Below are 14,814 nucleotides of genomic sequence, written 5' to 3' on the forward strand. Positions count from 1 at the left end.
CCGAGTTGCTGTACCTTTTTCCTTTCTTCTTCGCTTAAGTTTCGTTTCAGTGCGTTTTCCAGCCAGTCCTTAGGTATCTTATCGGTCACATCGACCTTAGCGACCTTATCCACATACTCGCTGAACGCACGATCAAATTTGTCATAATGAGACTCATCCTTGACCAGAATAAGCCGGGACAAATAATAAAACTGCTCGACGTCAGCAAAAGCCAGGTTAGCCTTCATTGCGCTGAGCAAATCCAGCCATTCGGTAATGCTGGTTTTAAGCCCATGCCGACGCAGAGTTTGAAAAAAATCAATAAACATAACGCGGTTTAGCGCCGTTGGATGCGAGCGTATTCAGCTAAGCGCTCGACATCCTGTTCATGCTTGAGTAAAGCGCCTGACAGAGGCAATAAACCGCCTTGCTCACGGCTTTTTCGTAGTGAATTCGCGTCAATATCTTCCACAAGCAAAAGTCGCAGCCAATCCAGCAGTTCCGACGTTGAGGGCTTCTTTTTCAATCCGGGAACGTCTCTTAACTCAAAGAAAAGTGCCAATGCAGTATCAAGTAAATTCTTATGCAAGTTCGGAAAGTGAACATCAACAATGGCTTTTAACGTGTCACTGTCAGGAAACTGAATGTAATGAAAAAAGCACCGACGTAAAAACGCATCCGGCAGGGCTTTTTCATTATTCGATGTTATAAGCACAATAGGACGTTGCTGCGCTTTTATCTGTTCACCTGTTTCGTAAACATGAAAGGCCATTTGATCCAGTTCGTGCAGTAAGTCATTAGGAAACTCAACATCGGCTTTATCAATTTCATCAATAAGCAGAACCGGACGCTTTTCTGCTGTAAATGCCTGCCAAAGCTTACCAGGACGAATATAATTACTGATATCGTGGACTTTATCGCTACCCAGCTGGCTATCACGTAACCGCGATACAGCGTCGTATTCATACAAGCCTTGCTGTGCTTTTGTGGTTGATTTAATAGACCATTGCAGCAGCTCGGTATCTAACGCGCTCGCTAACTCTTCAGCCAGGCGCGTCTTCCCGGTGCCAGGCTCACCTTTTAATAATAACGGCTTTTCTAACGTCACCGCGGCATTGACGGCTGTTGCCAGTTCCTGCGAAACGACATACTGAGAACTGCTACTAAACTCCATTCTTGGATCCCTTAATTCAGTGAAAACTGCGCCTATGGTACAACAGGCATCAAGGGTTGTGCCAATCAGCGAGCTTTTCTGCTCTGCAGCTCAGTAAATCTTTGAAGAACCTTTGCAATATCTGCCTTAACAAATGGTTTGGTGACATAATCATTCATTCCGGCACGCAACGCCTGAGTCCGGGTCTCAGGGTAAGCATCGGCAGTTAAAGCAATAACATAGGGCTGATGGATGTCCATTTCGCGCAGCATCCGAGTTGCTTCCATACCGTCCATATGCGGCATATGAAGGTCCATAAACAATACATCGTAGTTTCTTGCCTGCATCATCTTCAGCGCATTTTGTGCGTCGCTCACCAGCTCAACATTCTGATTCAGAGACAACAGCATCTCCTTTATTATCAGCTGATTTATTTTATTATCATCGACAACCAAAACTTGCACTTTGGGTAAAGGTGGCATCTTCTCAGTCTTTGGTTCATTCGCTCCTGCGATCTGAACCGTCATGGGCAGACAAAGGGTGAAACAAGAACCGTGATCAGGTTTGCTATCAACCTGAATGGTACCGCTCAATAATTGTACAATATTGCGAACAATAGCCAGTCCAAGTCCACTTCCACCTTCCGGCCGGTTAAAGCCATCCTGCTCTTGCTCAAACAGTTGCCATATCCGCTGGGTATCATGGATCCCCTTCCCTGTATCCTGGACTTTTACAACCAGTTCCCCTTCGTTTTTCTTGTTTTCGTAGCCTTGCCAGCTTGCGCTGACAGAAATGGAGCCATTTGTAGTGAACTTTAATGCGTTACTGACCAGGTTACTGACAACCTGCGCCACCCGAGCCTGATCCATCAACACGCTTTCCGGAATGTCTTCGCTAATATCCACAATAAAGTCTAACTCTTTGTCCTTTATCGGTTGCTCAAACAAACGAATAACATGGTGTAATACCCTGACTGGAGAGTGCACTCCTAAAGTCACCTTCAGCTGCCCCTCTTCTGCCCGGGTTAAATCAAGTACGTCGTTCAGTGTGGTCAACAAGTAGTCACCGCTGTTCTTAATAGTGGCAAGCAACTGCTGTTGGTGAGAGTTGAGGTTCGTCGATTCTAACACTGAAGCTATACCCAGTATGCCATGCAGTGGAGTTCTAATTTCATGAGACATATTGGCCAGGAATACATTTTTCGCATGTGCCGCCCTGCGGGCATCGAGTTCCGCTTTTTTCTGTTCAGTCACGTCGGTAACGGTACCCGTGTAACGAATCGCCCGGCCTTCACTATCGCGCTCTATAATCTTTCCCCGATCCAGAACATAAACCCAATGCCCTTCTCTATGTCTTATCCGATGCGTACTCTCGTAAAAGGGGGTAATACCGTCCAGGTGGTCTTTAATGGCTCGCCAAGCGCCGTCGTAATCTTCCGGATGCAAACGACTTGACCAGCTTTCTACATTTGCCTCCAGTTCGTTCACCTCCCAACCAAACATATTGGCCCAGCGCTTATTAAAAATTGTGACTCCCGTTTGCGGATTCCATTCCCAGGTGCCCAGCCGCGTTGCGTCTAAAATGAGTTGTAACCGGTTACGTTCCATTTCCAAGGCTATTTGCAACTGTTTACGCTCAGTAATATCGATTAAATAACCATACAGATGGTTAGTGCCATCTTCATGCTGCATTACCACTGTGGTATCGGACACCCAGACATCTTGCCCGTTAACATGCTTTACCCGGTAATCCTGATGCGTTATTGAGCCACCGGATTCTTTCCCTAAAAGGACTTCCACCTCATCCATAACGCGTGGAAGGTCATCCTGATGAATCAGATCACGATATTCTATTTCTCGTTTTTCTAATCTTTCCTTCTTATAGCCAAGCAGACTTTCAATGTTGTCAGACACAAAAAGAACCGGCCAGCCAGGAGAGTCCTCCCATACAAACAGGCTTAAGCGGCTGCCCACATTCAGCAGGGCCGCTAAATTTTCATTAGTTACAGGTGTTGTCATCAACTTAGACTCTCTTTAGAGGCTTTACTTCGACCAGTTTGCCGCACTAGCAACTTGGTGTACACTGGCAAAAACAATAACATAAAAACAACGATACCCGGATGACCCAGGCAAACGTCAATGAATGGCAAACAGCGCTACTAAAGCAGGTTGATCAACTCATAGAGTTGGCTAAGACTCGTTTACCTGCCAGACAACAGCCTACCATCCGCGGCCCCGAATACTGGCAGCGTTTTGCTAAACATCACTACGTAAGAGCGGCTGATTTATTGAAGGCCGGAAACGGTTTTGAAGCTGCGAAGCATTTCCGTAGAGCGGCACTTTTTGGTCACAGCAAAGCGATGTTATATTTAGGACAAATGTTTTTGCAAGGCAAAGACTTACCTGAAAGTGTCTTTCACGCCTGCTGCTGGCTAACCCTCGCTGATAGAGCCGGAGAGGTTGGGGCGGAGCAAATTATTAATGATTTGCTCCATAAACTGACCGCTAGAGAATTAAACAGCGCCCGTCAATTGGCTGCCGAGCGCTTTGAGCAAATTTGTGAGGCCAGCTTCGACGTCCATGGTCTGTAGCTTAAGGATGCCACAGCTTAGTTTTTTCACGAAGCTTGCCACTGGCTACCCAGTCCTGAAGCTGATCCGCCATGCGTTTGCCTGCATCAACCGATTTTTCCCAGTAATCGATACGAGTCGCTGCATCCAGACTCGCAAAATCTGTTCTGTCTGGAATTTTGCCGTAAGGTAAAGACTGAATGAAGTCTTCCGATGGTGTAACAAATACTACGTTAGGCCATTTTTTCCCGGTAGTCCGCCGCCAACTCAGACGTTTATCGAACCAACCCGGAATTGCTTCGCGGTGGAAGTGAGGATAAAGCACCAGACCATTAACTTCTGACAAGTCTAAATCGAAATGGTAGTCAGTTATCCCGCCGTCACGGTATGTTCCTGTTGGCGCTCCCGGAATGTCGGTAACACCGTCCAACACCAGAGGAATTGAACCTGTCGCTAACAGAGCCGACTGAAAATTTTCATGGGTAAGCTCAACGTGGTGTGTCGGCAAGTCGCGCCAACCTCGCGAAAAGCTAAGATCCGACTGCGGGTGATGAAAAATAACTCGCTCGTAAAACCGCCCTAACCACCGACGATTTAAGCCATTAGCAAAAGCAGAGCTTAACAAACCCAGCATTTGTTTCTTTGTTTCAGCGGCTGTCCACCCCCGGCATCGAGCTACAATGAAATGATGCCGTACGGCCGACTGACCTAAAATTTCAGTTACTGCCTGCTCGGGAACATACTTGGCCAATAAAGCTTTAGCTTCGCTGGTTATCTCATCCCTGTCAGGTTTCGCGCTGTAAGTCTGGGTTCTGTATAAACGACAGAATAAGTCACTGGCTGCTACTGGGTCCTGCTGCCCAAGCGCCGCGAAACGCCATGCACCGGCAGAAGTCCCTAAGGTATTAAGAGGCTCTTTTTTATCTTTAAAAAATTCGCCAAACATCCACCGGTCCAGCCCCTGAAGCACAAACCACTTAGGTCCGCCGGAAGCCCCTAATAACAAACCGACATCGTCGGCTGTAAGCCCCTGCTCCTGTATATGCTGATAAGCCGAGGCTCCAGCCTTTATGTCAATCCAATCTGTCATACCACCTTCCCAGGCTTATAGTTGTCGTTTTCTTTCTGCGAGGAACCCCAGCAAGAATAATATTCCAATAGTGCTAACCGCCAGCAAATGAAGCGGAATAAGACTTAACCATCCGGCTAAAACCGGTGTGAACCAAACGGTTAACCAACCATACCCAAAAGCACAAACAAGAATAAAGGCCATTGTACGGAACACAAAGTGCCAGTGGCCCACTTGCCTTTTCACCATACGGTTAACTTCGGCACCATAGATGACCAGTAATGTGGCAATAATCATCATGGCTAACTCGTAAAAATGCGGGCGAATCATTAAGCCCAGATTATTTAGCACATTCTGCATGCTAATACCCCTCTCAAAATCGTCGCCCGAGTATACGAATTTTCTCGAGCGTTCGCATCCCAAGTTTGCCTTTTGCTGTGTTATCCTACGACAATAAAGAGGCTTATTTATAGGACGTTCAATGAAAATCATCTCATTTAATATCAATGGTATACGCGCACGTCTGCACCAGCTGCAAGCGTTAATCGATAAACATCAACCTGATGTCATCGGCCTTCAGGAAACTAAAGTCCACGATGACCAGTTTCCGTTAAAAGACGTAGAGGCAATGGGTTATCACGTCATTTTCCATGGGCAGAAAGGCCACTACGGAGTAGCAATGCTCAGTAAAAAGCCTCTGGAAAACCCTCAGTTTGGCTTTCCTTCTGACGACGAAGATGCCCAGCGCCGAATGATTATGGGTGACTATCAACTTAACGACGGTAGTTATGTGCGCATTTTAAACGGTTATTTTCCTCAGGGAGAAAGTCGCGATCACCCAACCAAATTTCCGGCAAAAGAGAAATTCTATCAGGACTTAATGAGCTATCTGGATAACGACCTTTCTCCTGAGCAGCCCGTTATAGTTATGGGTGACGTGAATATATCCCGCATCGATCTGGACATCGGCATTGGTGAGAACAACAAAAAGCGTTGGTTGAAAACCGGCAAGTGCAGCTTCCTACCAGAAGAGCGTGAGTGGATGCAAAAGCTCATGGACTGGGGCTTTACAGACACCTACCGCAAACTAAACCCAGATGTGGATAACCAGTTTAGCTGGTTTGATTATCGCTCTCGTGGCTTTGACGATAACCGCGGACTGCGGATTGATCTTATTCTCGCCACACAAGCATTGGCAACAAAGTGCGAGGACAGCGGCATAGACTACGAACTCAGGGGTATCGAGAAGCCTTCCGATCACGCGCCTGTCTGGTCAACCTTTACAGTCTGATTAACACATTGCCGCCGGTTGATATTAATGTTCTTCCGGCGGTAATGTTTCCAGCGCTTTGCGCAAAATAATTGCCAGATCCATATACTCCGGCCCTTTTTTACCTTGTGGATGGCACTCAACGCCTTGTTTTCTTAGCTTGTCTCTTAACTCTTTATACCAATGACGCAACGAAGGCTTTAGTAGTTGTCTCGAACGCCACCCCAGCCAGTATAATCCCTGCAACGGCAGGCTTAGCATAATTAAAGACAGCATAAATCCCGGAGCCAGTTGTTCTTCTGGCATAAATTGCCAGGTTAATGCTGCATTTAAAACAGCAATGGCCGGAGTCCAGCTAATGGCCTTGCGTGTCACCGGTATAATTCTCGATTCAGCCATAGCGGCAACAACTGAATGATGAGGCCATTTATCGGCATACACCTTTCCATCTCTTAAAACAGCAAAAAATGAACGACTCATGATGACCTCTTTGCCAAACCTGATGTAATTATAAACGATTACCTGTCTATTGTACGATATTCGCACTTTCAATATTATCTTTATTTTTCACGTGCTTGCAGCTTTACAACCGCGTAGTGCACAAAGATATCCACAGTTAATGTGGATACAGTTGCAGCCAGCCTTTAGCTTTGCCACTATACTATCTGAATTAGTCAGTAGCATGGTGTCAGCAGTGACAACAAGTAAGCTTCCCATTCTCTATGCGCCGATAACCGGACGCATTATCACAGCGCAACCTTCTCCACCAGTATGCCAGCATGGTTTACTCGGTAAAGGCGTTGTCATAGAAATGACCGGCAGTACCTTGTATGCGCCGGCTGATGGCGAACTGACCCAGATAAGCAGTAGTGGCGATTACTTGTCTTTACGTCTGAATGACACTTACTCTCTACAGTTAATCACAGGTTCAGGCGATGCCTTCGGAACCCACCCAGCTTTGACCGTACTTTGCCGTGAACAAAGCCAGGTTAAATGCGGCGATCCTCTGGTTAAGATTAACCAATCGTTGCTGCGCAGTTTAAAGCCTGTGCAACAACGGCTTGCGGTTCTCATTTGTTCGCTCAGTCCTGAACAGATAACTGAACCCTTTGACTGGCTGCAATCCGGACTCGTTACCGCAAAAGACAGTCCACTTATTACTTATTAACACCGACAGGAGCTGTACCTATGTTGCGCGTTTATGGCATAAAAAACTGCGACACCGTTAAAAAATCACTTAAATGGTTAGATAAAAACAAAGTCGATTACGAATTTATTGACGTTCGGCAGCAGCCATTACAAAAAGAAACGGTAAACGCTTGGTTACAGCAACTGCCTGCAGAGTCGCTATTGAACAAACGCAGTACCAGTTGGCGTAATCTTTCTGATGAACAAAAGGCTCTTGAAGATACAACTAAGGTAGCTGAATTAATTGCCGAGCAACCAACTCTGTTTAAACGTCCACTGGTTCAGTACGGCCAGGCTATTCATTGTGGTTTTAATGAAAAACTCTGGAGCGAACGCTACTTATGAGTTCAGAGACACTAAAGCTTGCTCATGAGCTCATTTCCCGCCCTTCGATTACACCAGAAGATGAAGGCTGCCAGCAGCTTATCGGTGAAAGGCTCGCAGCGTTGGGATTTGAGCTCGAATCCATGATCTTTGAGGACACAACCAATTTATGGGCGCGTCGTGGTCAGGGCCGTAAACTGTTTTGTTTCGCCGGGCACACCGATGTGGTTCCTCCTGGTGATGTCAACGACTGGCAGTTTCCTCCATTCCAGCCAACGATTCATAATGGCTATCTTTATGGGCGCGGTGCAGCCGATATGAAAGGCAGTTTAGCGGCTATGCTCACCGCGACCGAACGTTTCGTAAAGGATTACCCTGAGGTTGATGCTGATATTGGTTTTTTGATCACCAGTGACGAAGAAGGGCCTTTTATTAACGGAACCAAGCGGGTTATCGAAACACTGGAACAGCGTAACGAAAAAATTGACTGGTGCATTGTTGGTGAGCCCTCCAGTACCGAAACTCTGGGAGACATTGTTAAAAATGGTCGCAGGGGAAGTTTAACCGGTGACTTAACGGTATTAGGCATACAAGGCCACGTTGCTTACCCTCATCTGGCACAAAACCCGGTGCACGACCTTGCCCCCGCACTCAGTGACTTGATTCAAGAGGAATGGGACACAGGCAACGACAGCTTTCCGCCAACAACCTTTCAGGTGTCAAACATTCAGGCCGGAACCGGCGCAGGAAATGTGATACCAGGACGTATTGAGACACAGTTCAACTTTCGCTTCTCAACTGAACTGACCGCGGACAAAATTAAGCAGCGGGTTGAGGCAATTCTCAATAAGCATTCATTAAAATACAAACTGCAATGGAAGCTTAACGGACCACCGTTTTTAACAGATTCCGGCGCGCTTGTAGAGGCCGTTCAGTCTGCCATTGAGCATGAGTGTGGCTTTTCGACAACCCTCTCCACCGCTGGTGGTACTTCCGACGGACGTTTCATTGCGCCTACCGGAGCTCAGGTAATAGAACTTGGCCCCGTCAATGCCACCATTCATAAAGTGAACGAATGCGTTAAAGCCAGTGATTTAGACAAGCTCAGCGAAGTGTATTATCGCTGTATGGAGAAGCTACTATGTTGAGTAGCAACGAGCTTACGGGCGCCTCTGAAACACATCTAACTGCGGTAGACGGGCATAAACTTCACCCGGATGCCGCACAAGCTTATCTTGCTATGCAGAAAGCAGCGGCCACTAATGGAATTGAGCTCGCTATTGCCAGCGGGTTCCGTTCACTGGACAGGCAGCTCTCTATCTGGAATAGAAAATGGCGAGGCAAGTTGCCACTGTTGTCCAAACAAGGTGAGCCGCTGGATGTTTCCACCTTAACCGATACAGAAAAAATGCACGCTATTTTGCACTGGTCTGCATTACCTGGCAGTAGCCGACATCACTGGGGAAGTGACTTCGATATCTATGACCCTCGCCCATTTCAAAGCAATGAGCTTAAATTACGTTTAGTACCAGCAGAATATACGGATGCGGAAGGCCCCTGTCATACACTTTGGCAATGGCTGACTCAACATGCTCACGAAAGCGGCTTCTTTTTTCCGTACGCCCGTTATCAGGGAGGCGTTGCCCAGGAACCATGGCATTTAAGTTACCGCCCAGTGGCGAAAGAATGCCACCAGCAGCTGAACCTGGAGTTACTGGCCGAAACCATCAATTCGCTTGCTATTGAAGGCAAGCACATCATATTGGAAAATCTGGAGCAAATTAAAAAACAGTATGTCGATACAATAACGGAGGATGACGGATGGACGAATATTTGGTGTGGTTACTGATACTGTTAGTACTGGGTGTCGTTATCAGCAATATTATGGTCTTAAAATATACAGCGAAGTTTAAATGGCCTGGTACGAAATCGTCTAAAACCGAAGACGACTCCGACCAGGAACCCGATAAAAAAGACTAATCCAGCTTCACGCCCAGACGTTTAGCAACTTCCCGGTACGCTTCAACAACACCGCCTAAGCCCTGACGAAAACGATCTTTGTCGAGCTTTTCACGGGTTTCTGCGTCCCACAAGCGACAACCGTCTGGAGTGAACTCATCACCCAGCATGATTTGCCCGTCAAACACGCCAAATTCAAGTTTGTAATCAACCAGCAGCAAACCTGCATCGGCAAACAAAGCTTTAAGTACGTCGTTCACTTTAAACGTCAGTTCTTTCATCTTTTCAATTTGCTCTGCCGTTGCCCAACCGAAGGCCTGAATGTGATATTCATTAACCATAGGGTCGTGTAACGCATCGTTTTTCAAAAAGAATTCAAATGTTGGTGGATTAAGTTCTTTACCCTCTTCAACACCTAAACGGCGAACCAGAGAGCCAGCAGCGACGTTACGAACAACACATTCAACCGGAATCATATCCAGTTTTTTCACCAACGAATCGGTATCGTTTAAGCATTCGTCCAACTGTGTCGGAATACCGGCTTCTTCTAATTTAGCCATAATAAAGTGGTTAAATTTGTTATTTACCATTCCTTTATCATCAAGCTGTTCGACCTTTTCGCCGTCGAACGCTGAAGTGTCATTACGAAACTCCAGAATAAGACGGTTAGGATCGTCGGTATGATAGACCGTCTTTGCTTTACCCCGATACAGTTCACTGCGTTTTTCCATGAATCTTTCCACTCGCGCTTAAGTTAAAGTTTGCTTTGCTGTTTAACAGCTGCTTTAAAGGCTTCAAATACTTTGTTCATCCATTCATCCGAGACAAGTTTATCGTCTTTATAAACCGTAACCGATGTATTCTCGCCGTCATCCAATAACCAGAATTCGTACTCACCTTCAGCTATACCAAGGTTTTCATAGTGATCGCCGCCGATAAACAGGAAGCCACTACCCGGTTCACTATACTCAACAAAGTAAGTGCCTGATTCACGGTTTAAGTCGTCAACTTCGAACCCAATTTCTTCCAGAGCGAGGTTAACCAGTGGCCATGCTTGATCGAAGTTATCTTCAACCACAAATATAGAGTGACCTTCAGCCGCTTGTGATAAACGAGTATCAATTCCTTCTGCTTTATTACGGGCAACAGCCAATTGCTGCTTACGGTTCACTTCAGAAATAATAGCGTTTAATAAATCGGTTTCCAGGTTTCGAACAATGAGTGGAGCAACCACTTTCTCTTCACCACCAACGACTTGGGTGAAGTCATTAACATTTACCCGCAAACTTGTCGTACGCTTGTGAGGCTCTGTTTCCTGAAGCAACTCGTAACGAAATGTCCTTTCTAACTCACTGTCGCTTTCACCACCAAAACCAAGAAAGCCGCCTTCTCCATCAATTGTTTGCTGAATGGTCATTTGCTCAGTTAACCAACGGTTCTCGTTAACTTCTTGCCATTCAAGGTTACGGCGCTTCAGAACATCTCGCGCTGCCTGACGAACAAATTCAGCAACTGAATCACCCATGCCATCGACAACGTCAAAATACACCCGAGTTTCTGTTTCAGTTTCTAACACGCGACTTCCTAAACCCAGAGGACGAACTTGCTGAGGGGCAGTAATGTTAACCCGGTGGCCAATAGGAGCTTGTGCAATATCGGTTTCAGGAATTCGATACTTACTTCCTTTTTCCGGCTGTTCCAGGTCCCCCGGAATATCCAGTGCTGAAGTCGGCTGAATATTCACATACTCAAACCCGCCACTTGCACGTTCTTTTTCTACCGAAGAACAACCTGTGATAACTGCGGCAGCTAAGCCCATATACGCAAGGCGAGACAATTTCATTAAGACTCCTGAATATTCAATAGATTTGCTTTTTGCAACACTGACTCAATCAATTGTTGATTCTGTTCTTCCGGAGGAGTCAGAGGCAGTCGATAGTTTGCACTTACCCAGCCCATTAACGCTAAAGACCATTTAACAGGTATTGGGTTGGATTCAACAAATAACATATTATGCAAAGGTTCCAGCTCAGCATCGATTTGATTAGCCCGCTCGGTATCACCTGAAACTGCAGCCGTAACCAATTCTTTCATTTTGGCAGGGACAATATTGGCAGTAACACTAATAACGCCATGACCACCCGCAAACATAAATTCGCGTGCTGTCGGATCATCACCGCTTAACAATATAAAGTCATCGCCACAGCGCTTTTTCAGCTCTTGTACACGACTTACGTCACCAGTTGCTTCTTTTATACCAATAACATTATCAATTTTTGCTAACTGTTCGACCATGTCAGGTGTCATATCAAGACTTGTACGGCCCGGAACATTATATAGGATTTGGGGTTTATCAGAGGCGTCGGCGCAAGCCTTGTAATGTGCAATAAGACCGGTTAAAGAAGGTTTATTGTAGTACGGCGTAACATTTAAAAATCCACTCACACCTGCCTGAGTCATTTTTTCAGTTAATTGCACCGCTTCGCTGGTCGAGTTTGAACCGTTACCAGCAATAATATCAATACGTCCTGCGCTAAGTTCGACCATCGCATTAACGACATCAATATGCTCTTCATGCGTTAAGGTTGTTGACTCCCCTGTCGTGCCAACCGCTACAATAGCGTCCGTACCCGCTTCGCAATGTTTATTCACCAGAAACTCAAGTTCGCTGTAATCGACATTGCCATATTTTGTAAAAGGGGTAACTAAAGCGACAATACTGCCCTTAAGCATACATTCTCCAAGTCCTAAATTGGGGCTCCAATGGTAATGCCAGCCCTAACGAAACACAAGTGATAGGAACATAAGTTACCAAGAAGGTTCCATAAACTTCTGCGACTTAAGCATTTTCCAAGTTTGCTTGTGTCCGTTATCATGTAGCGTACTGTTAACGAAGTTCCAGGAGAAAGCTATGCAAACACTAAAAGCCGGAGATAAAGCACCGGATTTCACCTTACTTGATGCGAATGAAAACTCCGTCACTTTATCTGAGTTATTAAAAGAGCATCGTGTACTGGTTTATTTTTACCCTAAAGCCATGACCCCCGGTTGTACCGTTCAGGCGCAAAACTTACGCGACAGTCGTAAGCAGCTTGAAGAGTTTAATGTTGTATCTGTTGGCATTAGTCCTGATGCGCCTAAACGTTTAGCGAAATTTACCGAACGTGATGAGTTAAACTTTACTTTGTTAAGCGATGAAGACCATAAAGTTGCTGAAGATTTTGGAGTTTGGGGACTCAAGAAGTTTATGGGTAAAGAATACGATGGTATCCACCGTATTAGCTTTTTAGTTGAACAAGACGGAACCGTGTCTCAGGTATTTAATAAGTTTAAAACAAAAGAGCACCATGACGTAGTACTGGATCACCTAAAACAAGCTTAATACTCCAGAAACACCGCATTATTGCGGTGTTTCCTCCACCATATTGTCACCCGTATTACTGTCCCAGGCTGTTAAGACGGCTTTAACCAAACTCGCCAACGGAATAGCAAAGAAAACGCCCCAGAAGCCCCAAATACCGCCGAAAATTAATACCGCAGCAATAATATAAACCGGATTCAGACTTATAGCTTCAGAGAATAATAGCGGCACTAAAAGGTTGCCATCCAGGGCCTGAATAATTAAATAAGCGACAGTAACCCAGACAAATGCGGCTGTCGGGCCAAACTGGAACAAAGCCACAAGCACAACCGGTATCGTTGCAACCGCGGCCCCAATATAAGGAATTAAAACGGATAGCCCCACCATAATGGAAAGCAACGCCGAATAACGCAAACCAAACAGACTGAAGGTAACAAAGGTTACTACGGCAACCACGACCACTTCTATGGCTTTACCACGAATGTAGTTCATAATTTGCAGGTTCATTTCCTGCCCCACCTGCGAAATTAGCTGTCTGTTTGAAGGCAACAACCGACTAAAGTGAGCAATTAAAATATCCCGATCTTTTAGCATAAAGAAAATGAGTAACGGCACGATAATTAAATAAACCAGCATAGCCATAACGTTAACAATAGAAGTTAACGACACCGTTAGCAGATTCTCGCCCAGACCAACCGCCCGTCGCTTCATTTCTTGAGTGAATTCATTAATTTGGTGGTCATCAACTATGCCGGGAAACATCTCGGGCAACTTATGTAGCCAAATTTGTAGGTTGGTCACCATATCCGGCATTTCCTGAATTAAGGTCGTGCTCTGCTGCCAAATAACTGGCACCAGCGTCAGTAAGCCAATGAGCATTACTGCCAGGAACAGGGAAAATGTAATAATGGTCGCTGTAAGTCGGGACAAGCCTAACTGCATGAGTCGCATCACAGGCCAATCTAGCAGGTACGCTAAAGAAATAGCGATTAATAAAGGCACGATTAAACTGCCAAAAAGCACAATGACAAGTACAGTAACTACCAGTAATAGAAACAAAGTCACCGCATTAGGGTCTGAAAATTTCCGTCTATACCACTGCTGAATATATTCCCACATAGTCATCGTCCCTTATTCTTAAGTTCTCTTGATAATATCAGCCCTTGCAATCTTTCCATAACCCCATAGAGTAAAAAGGAACTAAAGATAAGAATTCTGTTCTGATAGTTAGATAGAACCTGTTCCATTGAACCAATGAGTCGTTGATGTCCACCAAAATATTACACTTTTTTATCGCTTGCTTATTCACTTTTTCAATAAGCTATAGCGCTGCAAGTAATGCCGTTCAGGATAATAAGCGTTTACCGGAGATAGGCACCACTGGTGCAGCCTTCATGAGTATTGAGCGTGAACGTGTGGTTGGCGACTTCTATATGCGACAAGTGCGCTCACAAGCCCCTATCATTCACGATCCGGTGTTAGATAGCTATTTAAATAGTATAGGGCAGCGCCTGGTGAGAAATACCAGTGGTGTCCGATATCCATTTAACTTTTTCTGGATTAACAATAAAGAAATTAATGCCTTCGCTTTTATGGGCGGATACGTTGGTGTGCACACAGGGTTAATTGACGAAGCCAGAACCGAGTCAGAACTGGCCGCAGTGCTGGGGCACGAGGTTGCGCACATAACTCAACGCCATATTGTGCGACGCATGCAGGAGCAGCAACGCAGCATGCCAATGACCATAGCTGGCATTATTGGATCAATTTTAGTCGGCATGGCGAATCCAGAAGCCGGAGCGGCGGGACTGTACACCACTATAGGTATGGCCGGACAGTCTCAAATTAATTACACCAGAATGTATGAACAAGAGGCTGACCGCATTGGCCTTTCAGTTTTGTTAGCCGCCGGGTTTGACCCAAGAGGCGCCCCTGACTCCCC

At 45.7% G+C, this 14,814-nt stretch carries 18 protein-coding genes and 1 pseudogene; 9 read left to right on the top strand and 10 right to left on the bottom strand.

The window, feature by feature from the left end; genetic code table 11:
* From B3180_RS11755 to B3180_RS11765, 3 genes and pseudogenes are all read right to left on the bottom strand, one after another.
* Window positions 1-308 (bottom strand): annotated as a pseudogene (locus B3180_RS11755) (hypothetical protein); the annotation flags it as partial.
* 8 nt (window positions 309-316) lie between these two features.
* Window positions 317-1,153 carry an AAA family ATPase gene (locus B3180_RS11760; protein WP_222236878.1) on the bottom strand — a complete coding sequence of 279 codons (837 nt, stop codon included), beginning with the start codon at window positions 1,151-1,153 and terminating at the stop codon, window positions 317-319.
* A 65-nt stretch (window positions 1,154-1,218) separates the two neighbouring features.
* Window positions 1,219-3,150, bottom strand: a complete 1,932-nt coding sequence (locus B3180_RS11765) for a PAS domain-containing hybrid sensor histidine kinase/response regulator (RefSeq protein WP_278358650.1) — start codon at window positions 3,148-3,150, stop codon at window positions 1,219-1,221.
* Between the two features lie 101 nt (window positions 3,151-3,251).
* Here B3180_RS11765 and B3180_RS11770 point away from each other — a divergent pair, with 101 nt between their 5' ends.
* A complete protein-coding gene (locus B3180_RS11770) occupies window positions 3,252-3,722 on the top strand; it encodes a hypothetical protein (RefSeq protein WP_222236876.1) in 471 nt (156 codons plus the stop codon).
* Window position 3,723: 1 nt separating this feature from the next.
* On the opposite strand, the gene B3180_RS11775 is transcribed toward B3180_RS11770, so the two are convergent.
* Complete coding sequence (locus tag B3180_RS11775; RefSeq protein ID WP_224797510.1) at window positions 3,724-4,791, bottom strand: alpha/beta hydrolase; 1,068 nt, start codon at window positions 4,789-4,791, stop codon at window positions 3,724-3,726.
* A 15-nt stretch (window positions 4,792-4,806) separates the two neighbouring features.
* Entirely contained in the window at window positions 4,807-5,130 is a 324-nt protein-coding gene (locus B3180_RS11780; RefSeq protein ID WP_054487476.1) for a DUF3392 domain-containing protein, read from the bottom strand.
* 121 nt (window positions 5,131-5,251) lie between these two features.
* Between B3180_RS11780 and xthA the strand changes: the two genes are divergently transcribed.
* On the top strand, window positions 5,252-6,061 hold the full coding sequence (xthA, locus tag B3180_RS11785) for an exodeoxyribonuclease III (protein WP_199494652.1): 810 nt from the start codon (window positions 5,252-5,254) through the stop codon (window positions 6,059-6,061).
* A 24-nt stretch (window positions 6,062-6,085) separates the two neighbouring features.
* Here xthA and yfbV read toward each other — a convergent pair whose 3' ends face one another.
* Window positions 6,086-6,520: a terminus macrodomain insulation protein YfbV gene (gene yfbV / locus B3180_RS11790; RefSeq protein ID WP_054487473.1), complete on the bottom strand. Its 435-nt coding sequence runs from the start codon at window positions 6,518-6,520 to the stop codon at window positions 6,086-6,088.
* Window positions 6,521-6,734: 214 nt separating this feature from the next.
* Here yfbV and B3180_RS11795 point away from each other — a divergent pair, with 214 nt between their 5' ends.
* The 5 genes from B3180_RS11795 to B3180_RS11815 are packed head-to-tail and all read left to right on the top strand — an operon-like array spanning window position 6,735 to window position 9,532.
* The gene (locus tag B3180_RS11795; protein WP_273022850.1) at window positions 6,735-7,208 is read left to right on the top strand and encodes a PTS glucose transporter subunit IIA; all 474 of its coding nucleotides are present in this window, start codon (window positions 6,735-6,737) and stop codon (window positions 7,206-7,208) included.
* Window positions 7,209-7,228: 20 nt separating this feature from the next.
* Entirely contained in the window at window positions 7,229-7,573 is a 345-nt protein-coding gene (locus B3180_RS11800; RefSeq protein ID WP_054487471.1) for an arsenate reductase, read from the top strand.
* Window positions 7,570-8,700: a succinyl-diaminopimelate desuccinylase gene (dapE, locus tag B3180_RS11805; RefSeq protein WP_054487469.1), complete on the top strand. Its 1,131-nt coding sequence runs from the start codon at window positions 7,570-7,572 to the stop codon at window positions 8,698-8,700. Before B3180_RS11800 ends, dapE begins: the two co-directional genes overlap by 4 nt.
* Window positions 8,694-9,401: a M15 family metallopeptidase gene (locus B3180_RS11810; RefSeq protein WP_222236871.1), complete on the top strand. Its 708-nt coding sequence runs from the start codon at window positions 8,694-8,696 to the stop codon at window positions 9,399-9,401. Before dapE ends, B3180_RS11810 begins: the two co-directional genes overlap by 7 nt.
* Window positions 9,374-9,532 carry a DUF2897 family protein gene (locus tag B3180_RS11815; RefSeq protein WP_054487465.1) on the top strand — a complete coding sequence of 53 codons (159 nt, stop codon included), beginning with the start codon at window positions 9,374-9,376 and terminating at the stop codon, window positions 9,530-9,532. The genes B3180_RS11810 and B3180_RS11815 overlap by 28 nt, the downstream gene beginning before the upstream one ends.
* On the opposite strand, the gene purC is transcribed toward B3180_RS11815, so the two are convergent.
* Genes purC through dapA form a run of 3 tightly spaced genes read right to left on the bottom strand, consistent with a single transcriptional unit; the run spans window position 9,529 to window position 12,244 of the window.
* Window positions 9,529-10,242 (bottom strand): phosphoribosylaminoimidazolesuccinocarboxamide synthase, encoded by a 714-nt coding sequence (purC, locus tag B3180_RS11820; protein ID WP_199494647.1) that lies wholly within the window; start codon window positions 10,240-10,242, stop codon window positions 9,529-9,531. The genes B3180_RS11815 and purC overlap by 4 nt on opposite strands.
* A 23-nt stretch (window positions 10,243-10,265) precedes the next feature.
* Window positions 10,266-11,354 carry an outer membrane protein assembly factor BamC gene (bamC, locus tag B3180_RS11825; RefSeq protein WP_286844745.1) on the bottom strand — a complete coding sequence of 363 codons (1,089 nt, stop codon included), beginning with the start codon at window positions 11,352-11,354 and terminating at the stop codon, window positions 10,266-10,268.
* Window positions 11,354-12,244, bottom strand: a complete 891-nt coding sequence (gene dapA / locus B3180_RS11830) for a 4-hydroxy-tetrahydrodipicolinate synthase (RefSeq protein WP_199494646.1) — start codon at window positions 12,242-12,244, stop codon at window positions 11,354-11,356. Before dapA ends, bamC begins: the two co-directional genes overlap by 1 nt.
* A gap of 178 nt (window positions 12,245-12,422) precedes the next feature.
* Here dapA and bcp point away from each other — a divergent pair, with 178 nt between their 5' ends.
* Window positions 12,423-12,893 carry a thioredoxin-dependent thiol peroxidase gene (gene bcp, locus B3180_RS11835; RefSeq protein ID WP_054487457.1) on the top strand — a complete coding sequence of 157 codons (471 nt, stop codon included), beginning with the start codon at window positions 12,423-12,425 and terminating at the stop codon, window positions 12,891-12,893.
* A gap of 18 nt (window positions 12,894-12,911) precedes the next feature.
* Here bcp and B3180_RS11840 read toward each other — a convergent pair whose 3' ends face one another.
* The gene (locus B3180_RS11840) at window positions 12,912-13,991 is read right to left on the bottom strand and encodes an AI-2E family transporter (RefSeq protein ID WP_054487455.1); all 1,080 of its coding nucleotides are present in this window, start codon (window positions 13,989-13,991) and stop codon (window positions 12,912-12,914) included.
* A 146-nt stretch (window positions 13,992-14,137) separates the two neighbouring features.
* On the opposite strand from B3180_RS11840, the gene B3180_RS11845 reads away from it, so the two are divergent.
* Window positions 14,138-14,814: M48 family metalloprotease (locus B3180_RS11845; protein ID WP_286844747.1), on the top strand; the 677-nt coding region annotated here is incomplete at its 3' end.

This window comes from Idiomarina sp. UBA4206 (genome assembly GCF_002383015.1).
Lineage (GTDB): Bacteria > Pseudomonadota > Gammaproteobacteria > Enterobacterales > Alteromonadaceae > Idiomarina > Idiomarina abyssalis.